The sequence below is a fragment of the Streptomyces sp. NH27 genome, assembly GCF_056859195.1.
On record NZ_JACEGK010000417.1, the window covers coordinates 1 to 7,153 of the forward strand.

7 protein-coding genes and 1 pseudogene are annotated in these 7,153 nt (G+C 72.1%); all 8 read right to left on the bottom strand.

Annotation, left to right across the window (positions count from 1 at the left end):
• The coding region (locus AC13HU_RS27710; RefSeq protein ID WP_483044687.1) for an SURF1 family protein at positions 1-467 on the bottom strand (467 nt) is incomplete at its 3' end.
• Between the two features lie 244 nt (positions 468-711).
• Complete coding sequence (locus AC13HU_RS27715; protein WP_483044688.1) at positions 712-2,091, bottom strand: hypothetical protein; 1,380 nt, start codon at positions 2,089-2,091, stop codon at positions 712-714.
• Positions 2,088-2,744 carry a SigE family RNA polymerase sigma factor gene (locus AC13HU_RS27720; protein WP_483044689.1) on the bottom strand — a complete coding sequence of 219 codons (657 nt, stop codon included), beginning with the start codon at positions 2,742-2,744 and terminating at the stop codon, positions 2,088-2,090. The genes AC13HU_RS27715 and AC13HU_RS27720 overlap by 4 nt, the downstream gene beginning before the upstream one ends.
• 354 nt (positions 2,745-3,098) lie before the next feature.
• Positions 3,099-4,373 (bottom strand): aspartate kinase, encoded by a 1,275-nt coding sequence (locus AC13HU_RS27725; RefSeq protein ID WP_483044690.1) that lies wholly within the window; start codon positions 4,371-4,373, stop codon positions 3,099-3,101.
• A 205-nt stretch (positions 4,374-4,578) separates the two neighbouring features.
• On the bottom strand, positions 4,579-5,220 hold the full coding sequence (locus tag AC13HU_RS27730; protein WP_483044692.1) for a DUF5063 domain-containing protein: 642 nt from the start codon (positions 5,218-5,220) through the stop codon (positions 4,579-4,581).
• A 196-nt stretch (positions 5,221-5,416) separates the two neighbouring features.
• Positions 5,417-6,016 carry a recombination mediator RecR gene (gene recR, locus AC13HU_RS27735; protein WP_483044691.1) on the bottom strand — a complete coding sequence of 200 codons (600 nt, stop codon included), beginning with the start codon at positions 6,014-6,016 and terminating at the stop codon, positions 5,417-5,419.
• Between the two features lie 173 nt (positions 6,017-6,189).
• On the bottom strand, positions 6,190-6,525 hold the full coding sequence (locus tag AC13HU_RS27740) for a YbaB/EbfC family nucleoid-associated protein (RefSeq protein WP_103890964.1): 336 nt from the start codon (positions 6,523-6,525) through the stop codon (positions 6,190-6,192).
• A gap of 250 nt (positions 6,526-6,775) precedes the next feature.
• Positions 6,776-7,153 (bottom strand): annotated as a pseudogene (locus AC13HU_RS27745) (DNA polymerase III subunit gamma and tau); the annotation flags it as partial.

Genomic DNA, 7,153 nt, shown 5'->3' on the forward strand with positions numbered 1-7,153 from the left:
GGGTACTGCATGGCCCCGGTGACGGTCACCGGCCCGGCCGGTGCGGCGGGCACGCTTTGGGCGCGGTCGGCGTCGGCGGCCTTGCCCGGCAGCCAGCCACGGACCACGGGAAGGGCGGCGCCGTCGGACAGGCGCAGCGGGGTGAGGACGTAGTAGCCGGTGTGGCCGTCGAGCAGGCGGTCCGGGACGAGGAGTTGGTGCGCGGTGTCGTAGCGGCCGGTGGCGCTGACGATCCGCCCGGTGTCGTCGCTCTCGACCAGGGAGCCGGTCTTCGGCAGCACCCGTGCCAGGGGCACCGGCGCCGCGGCGGCGGTCCGCTTCTCGTCGTGTTCGGCACTCTTGTGCTGGTCGACCCGCATGTCGAACCGGCTCAGCTGCCAGCTCCCCATGAACACGCAGACCGGCACGGCCAGCAGTGCGAGCAGGCTGACCGCCAGCCAGCGCGGAGTGAGCAGGAACCGGTACACGCCACCACGTTACGGGGCGGGTCCGAGCGGACCGCAACCGCCCCCGGCGGGCCGGGCGTGGCCGCGGCCCCGGTCGGTCCCGCGCCTGCTCAACGGGCCTGATCCGTAGTGCGGTCGGGGTCCCGGCCGGCGCGCGCGGTCCGCGCCCCCGATCCACGGGGGGCGGTCCGCGCCCTCGGTCCAGGCGCGCGGGCGGCGGCCGGAGCTCGCGCGCTGCCGGCTGCCGGCTGTCGGCTGCCGGCCGCTACGGCGCGATCGTGCCGTTCGACTCCGCGATCGGGGGCGTCGTGTAGACGGTGCCTGCGCAGGCACCTTGGATGACGGGGCCGGAGATGACGGGCGCACCCGCGGCCGGGGTGTGGTCCAAGGTGACGCTGGGCGGCGGGGCGGAGGGGGGTACGCCTTCGGCCGGCTGAGCGTTGCCGCTGGACGAACCCGAACCCGAACCCGAACCCGAGTCCGAGCCCGGGTCGCTGCCGCCGTCCGAGCCGGTCGTGGTCGGCGTCGGCGTCGAGGTGTCGGGCGGCGGCGTGGCGGAGACGCAGCCGGCCGTCCCCGAGGTCGGCACCCAGGCGAAGGCGACCTCGTAGTCCTGTCCGGGGCGGAGCACGATAGGGGTCTCGGACATGGTGGCGGGCAGGCCCGATGCCGGGTCGCCCTGGGTGTGGCCGACGACTTGGATGGCGGCCTGCTCGGCGGAGCCGTGCGCCACGGCGCGGACCACGCCGCCGCTGGGCACCGTGCAGGGGGTTTCGGAGACGTTGGTGACGCGGAACCAGCCGTAGACGCGGCCGTCGGTGTCGGGGCTGTCGGCCTGGCTGATGCCCTGGCCGAGTTGGACGCTGGAGCAGTCGGGCGCCGGAGCGCCGCTGCCGGACGGGGTGCTCCGCGGGTTGGTCGGCACGCCGGAGGGCGTGTTCGATCCGTCACGCATGTGGGTGGCCCTGCCCGACGGGTCGGCGGCGCTGTCCTTGCGGTGGGCGGCGGCGTCGGGGGTGACCGAGTCGGAACTGCCGACGCCGACCGGGGCCGCGGTGGTGTGGCGCGCGCCGCCGGCGACCCGGAGGAGGGCCGGCACGGCCAGCCCCACGAGCAGTACGGCCGCGGCGGCACCGAGCATCGCCTGGCGACGGCGCTGCCGGCGCAGCGGTACGGCCCGCCGCAGGTGCTCCAGGGCGTCCGGGGAGGCGTGCAGCCGGTCGACGGCCTGGTGCATGAGAGCGCGCAGCGCGGCTTCGTCCGAGGTCAGGTCGTCCAGGTCGGTGGTGCCGCCGTCCGGCGTCACATCGTGCGTCACCGGCACGCTGGAAAGGGCAGCGCGGGAAAGGGCCGCGCCGAAAACCGCACGGCCGGGGGCCGTCGGCTCGTCGGAGGCCGCACCGCCGGAACCCGCGGAACCCGCGGAACCCGCACCATCGGAACCCGCGGCGCCGTTGTCCGCGGCGACGGGAGCCGTCGGTTCGGGCGGCGTCGGCGGCTTCTTCTGCGCGGGCGCCTCGTCCTGCTGCGAGTCCTGCGGGTCTCGGGGGGTCTGCTCGTCCATCTCGGGTGTGCCGTCGGGGCCTTCGGGGCCGTGGGTGCCGCTGGGACCGTTGAGGCCCTGGGGGTCGTGTGGAGGGGTCATGACGTCGCCTCCATCGCAACACGCAGCGCAGCAAGACCACGCGAACCGTACGCCTTCACGGAGCCCAGCGAAATCCCCAGGGTCTGCGCGACCTGCGCCTCGGTCATGTCGACGAAGTAGCGCAGCACGAGGACCTCGCGCTGGCGGCGCTGGAGTTTGCGCATCGCGGCCTTGAGCTGGTCGCGCTCCAGGATCTCGTAGGCGCCCTCCTCCGCGCTGGCCATGTCCGGCATCGGCTTGGCCAGCAGCTTGAGGCCGAGGATGCGGCGGCGCAGCGCCGAGCGGGAGAGATTGACCACGGTCTGCCGCAGATAGGCAAGGGTCTTCTCGGGGTCACGAACCCGGCTGCGGGCGGAGTGCACCCGGATGAACGCCTCCTGGACGACGTCCTCGCAGGAGGCGGTGTCGTCCAGCAGCAGCGCGGCCAGCCCGAGCAGGGAGCGGTAATGGGCGCGGTAGGTCTCGGTGAGGTGGTCCACGGTGGTGCCGACGGCCATCGCCCCTTCAGCGCCGTCGTGGCTCGCACCGGCCACCCGCACCGGCCAGGGCGCGATCACCGGCAGACCGCCGGTCGCCGTACGCGAGGGCCGCGGAGGCGCGATGGTGCCGCCGCGCCGCCCGAATCCCGTCTCGATACCCCATGCGTCCGCCACGCCAGTTGGACACGCATCCCCCCGCGAGGGTTGTACGCGCAAGGCACTTCGCTCGACGGAGTGCCACATATCGCCATGCGTACCAGCTCTTCCTCAATGCCGCGCAATGCCCCACCCTGCACCGACCGCCCCCGGGTCGGCGCTCGGTGTGCACCACCCTAGGGGAGCCCTGTGAGCCCCACGGGTGTGCGTTGACACAAAGACGCTCCCCCACGGCCATCGGTTGCGGCCATGGGGGAGCAATAGTCCGACGCTACGATCGGCAGCCCGCCGGCGGTCCGCCGAGCACCCGCCCGGCAGCCCGTTCACCAGCACGTTCAACGACCCGACTCACCAGCCCGTTCAGCGACCGGGTCAGCGACCCGTGCCGCCGTACACAACCGCCTCGTCGTTGTCGCTGTCCAGCCCGAACGCCGAGTGCACCGCCTGCACCGCCGGCTTCACGTCGTCGATCCGGGTGACCACGGAGATCCGGATCTCCGAGGTCGAGATCAGCTCGATGTTCACCCCGGCGTTGGACAGCGCCTCGAAGAAGGTCGCGGTCACCCCCGGGTTGGTCTTCATCCCGGCCCCGACCAGCGAGAGCTTGCCGATCTGGTCGTCGTAGCGCAGGGAGTCGAAGGCGATCACCGTCTGCGCCTTGGTGAGCGCCTCGATCGCCTTGTGCCCCTCGGCCTTCGGCAGGGTGAAGGAGATGTCGGTGAGCCCGGTGGCCGCGGCCGACACGTTCTGCACCACCATGTCGATGTTGATCTCGGCGTCCGCGATCGCGCGGAAGATCGTCGCGGCCTCGCCCGGCTTGTCCGGTACCCCGACCACGGTGATCTTCGCCTCGGTCGTGTCGTGCGAAACGCCGGAGATGATCGCCTGCTCCATCGGCCTGTCTCCTTGGGGTGGTTCGTTGCTGACCCAGGTGCCCGGAAGCCCGGAGAACGAGGAACGGACGTGGATCGGGATGTTGTAGCGGCGGGCGTACTCCACACAGCGGTGCAGCAGCACCTTCGAACCGGAACTGGCCAGCTCCAGCATGTCCTCGAAGGCGATCCAGTCCATCTTGCGGGCCGCCTTCACCACCCGCGGGTCGGCGGTGAACACGCCGTCGACGTCCGTGTAGATCTCGCACACCTCGGCGTCCAGCGCCGCGGCCAGCGCCACCGCGGTGGTGTCCGAGCCGCCCCGTCCCAGCGTGGTGATGTCCTTCTTGTCCTGGGACACACCCTGGAAGCCGGCCACGATCGCGATGTTGCCCTCGTCGAGCGCGGTCCGGATACGGCCCGGTGTCACATCGATGATCCGCGCCTTGTTGTGCACCGAGTCGGTGATCACGCCGGCCTGGCTGCCGGTGAAGGACTGCGCCTCATGGCCGAGGTTCTTGATCGCCATCGCCAGCAGCGCCATCGAGATGCGCTCACCGGCGGTCAGCAACATGTCGAACTCGCGGCCGGACGGGATCGGCGAGATCTGCTCGGCGAGATCGATCAGTTCGTCCGTCGTGTCGCCCATCGCCGACACCACGACGACCACGCGGTGGCCGGCCTTCTTGGTGTCCACGATTCGGCGGGCGACCCGCTTGATGCCTTCGGCATCGGCGACTGAGGAGCCGCCGTACTTCTGCACGACAAGGCCCACGTGCGCTCCTCGCTCAGGGTGGATCAAGGGTGAATGCGGTCGGCCCAGTTTAACGAGCCGCTCGCGACCGCCCCGCGCTTATCACATGCTGAGACACGGGGTTCACCAGGTGATCACCGCTGATGGCGGCACCTGCCCACCCCCGATGGCAGCAGGCGTTCACCGCCGGTGACAGCACATGCTCACTTCGGACGGCGGCACATGCTCACTGCCGGCCGCGGCGCAACCCCATCGTGCCAAGCTCCGCCTCCATCACCCGGCCCGCCTCGCGCGCCAACTGCTCCTCGTCCTCGTCGCCGCCCGTGTCCAGGCCGTCCAGCTCGTCCAGCGGGCTGTCCTGCCGTACGTGCGCCACCAGCGACTGGAGCGCCCGCAGCGACGCGCTCACCGTCAGCCCCCAGCTCGACAGGTACGAGAACTGCCACCACCACAGCGCCTCCGACACCCGGCCGGCCCGGAAGTGGGTGAGGCCGTGGGCCAGGTTCGCCACCACGTCGGCCAGGTCGTCGGAGATCCGGCAGGCCACCGGCGTCGACCGCGGCACGTACGGGTCGAAGACCTCCGAGTACACGTCGATCGGCTCCAGCAGCGTGGCCAGCCGCTGCCGCAGGTCGTCCTCGTCCGGCTCCGGTCCGGCGTCCGGTTCGTACCGCTCGTCCGGCACGATGTCCTCGTGCGCGCCGAGCCGCCCGCCGGCCAGCAGGAGCTGGGAGACCTCAAGCAGCAGGTACGGCACCGCGCTGTCCGGGTCGTCGCCCTTGGCGACCTCGCGGACCGAGAGGATGAAGCTCTCGATCTGGTCGCTGATCTGCACGGCGAACTCGTCCGGCTCCTGCGGCTCCGGAATCGGCCCCGGGGCGTCCGGCCGGCCCACCAGGGCGCCCGCACCCGCGGCGCCCCTCTTGCCCGCGCCGGCGCCGCCCTTGCCCGCGGTCGCCTTGCCCGCCGCTCCCGTTCCCGCTCCCGCCACGTCCTTGCCCGCCACGCTCACGTTCCTACCGCTCCCGCTCTTCTTCGCCCGCGAGTCCTTGTCCACCACGGCGTCAGACATCCAGCAACCGCCTCCCTTCGAAGGCCCGCCCCAGCGTGACCTCGTCCGCGTACTCCAAGTCGCCGCCCACAGGGAGCCCACTGGCCAGTCGCGTGACGCGCAAACCCATGGGTTTCACCATGCGGGCCAGATACGTCGCCGTCGCCTCGCCCTCGAGGTTCGGGTCCGTGGCCAGGATCAGTTCGGTGACGGTGCCGTCGGCGAGGCGGGCGAGCAGTTCCCGTATCCGCAGATCGTCGGGGCCGACACCCTCGATCGGGCTGATCGCGCCGCCCAGTACGTGGTACCGCCCGCGGAACTCCCGGGTGCGCTCGACCGCCACCACGTCCTTGGGTTCCTCGACCACGCAGATCACCGCCGGGTCGCGCCGCGGGTCGCTGCACACCCGGCATCGCTCTTCCTGCGCGACGTTCCCGCACACCGCGCAGAACCGCACCTTCGCCTTGACCTCGGACAGTACGTGCGCCAGCCGGCGTACGTCGGCCGGGTCGGCCTGCAGGATGTGGAAGGCGATCCGCTGCGCGCTCTTGGGACCCACACCGGGCAGCCTGCCCAGCTCGTCGATCAGGTCCTGCACCACGCCTTCGTACACGCCGTGCCTTCCTTCGGATCTTCGGGGCCTACGGAGCTTCGGGGCCGGGGGTCGGAGGTCGGAGGTCGGGAGTCGGGGCCGCGAGGGGAATCGGGGCCGAACGCCGGACGCCCGGACGCCGGACGAAGTCGAACGGGTCGAACCGGTCGAACGAGGTCAGGCGGAGCGCGAGGTCAGAACGGCAGTCCGGGCATCCCGCCCAGCCCCTGGGCGAGCGGGCCGAGCTTGTCCTGCTGGAGCTTCTGCGCCGACTCGTTCGCATGGTGCACCGCGGCCACCACCAGGTCGGCGAGGGTCTCGGTGTCGTCGGGGTCGACCGCCTTCGGGTCGATGACCAGCCCGCGCAGCTCGCCCGCCCCCGTCACCGTCGCCCGCACCAGGCCGCCGCCCGCCGAGCCCTCCACCGTCGTCTCGGCCAGCTCCTGCTGAGCCGCCGCGAGATCCTGCTGCATCTTCTGCGCCTGCTGGAGCAGCGCCTGCATGTTCGGCTGACCACCACCGGGGATCACGGAATCGCTCCTGCCTGTGCCGTCTGTCGTCTGTCGTCTACGGGCCCTGCGAGTTCTACGGCCCTACGGATTTCTACGGGATCGCCGCGTGTTTTACGTGACAGAGCGAGCCTACGTGCTCGTACGGCCCAGCGCCCTACGCCGTACGGAGGATCGGCGCGGCGTGCGCCCCTCCCCTGGTCGCACGCACGGCCGTACCCAGGTCGCACCCGTGCCCGGACCTGGCCCGCACCCGTGTGCGGACCCGCGCTCAGTCGTGGCTGATCTCATCGATGACGGTCGCCCCGAGCCCCTTTATGAACAGGTCATGGCCGCTGAGTGCCGAATCCACCAGGATCGGGTCGTCCTCCTCGGGGATGTCGTCCTCGAGGGGCGGGGGCTCGGCGAAGGAGGGGCCGTCGTCGTACGGACGCGTGTCGGCCGCCGCGCCAGGGCCCGTGCCCTGGCCACCGCCGCCGCCCGGGCCGGACATGGCCGCGCCGCCCTGGCCCTCCCGGCGGGGTGCGGGCGGGGCAGCGGCGGTCTGGACCGAGCCGTACGCGGAGGAGCCGCCCGGCGCGCCGCCCTGGCCGTACGGTGCCTGGCCGGTGGGCGGCTGGCCGGGGCCCTGACCTGCCGGGCCCGAGCC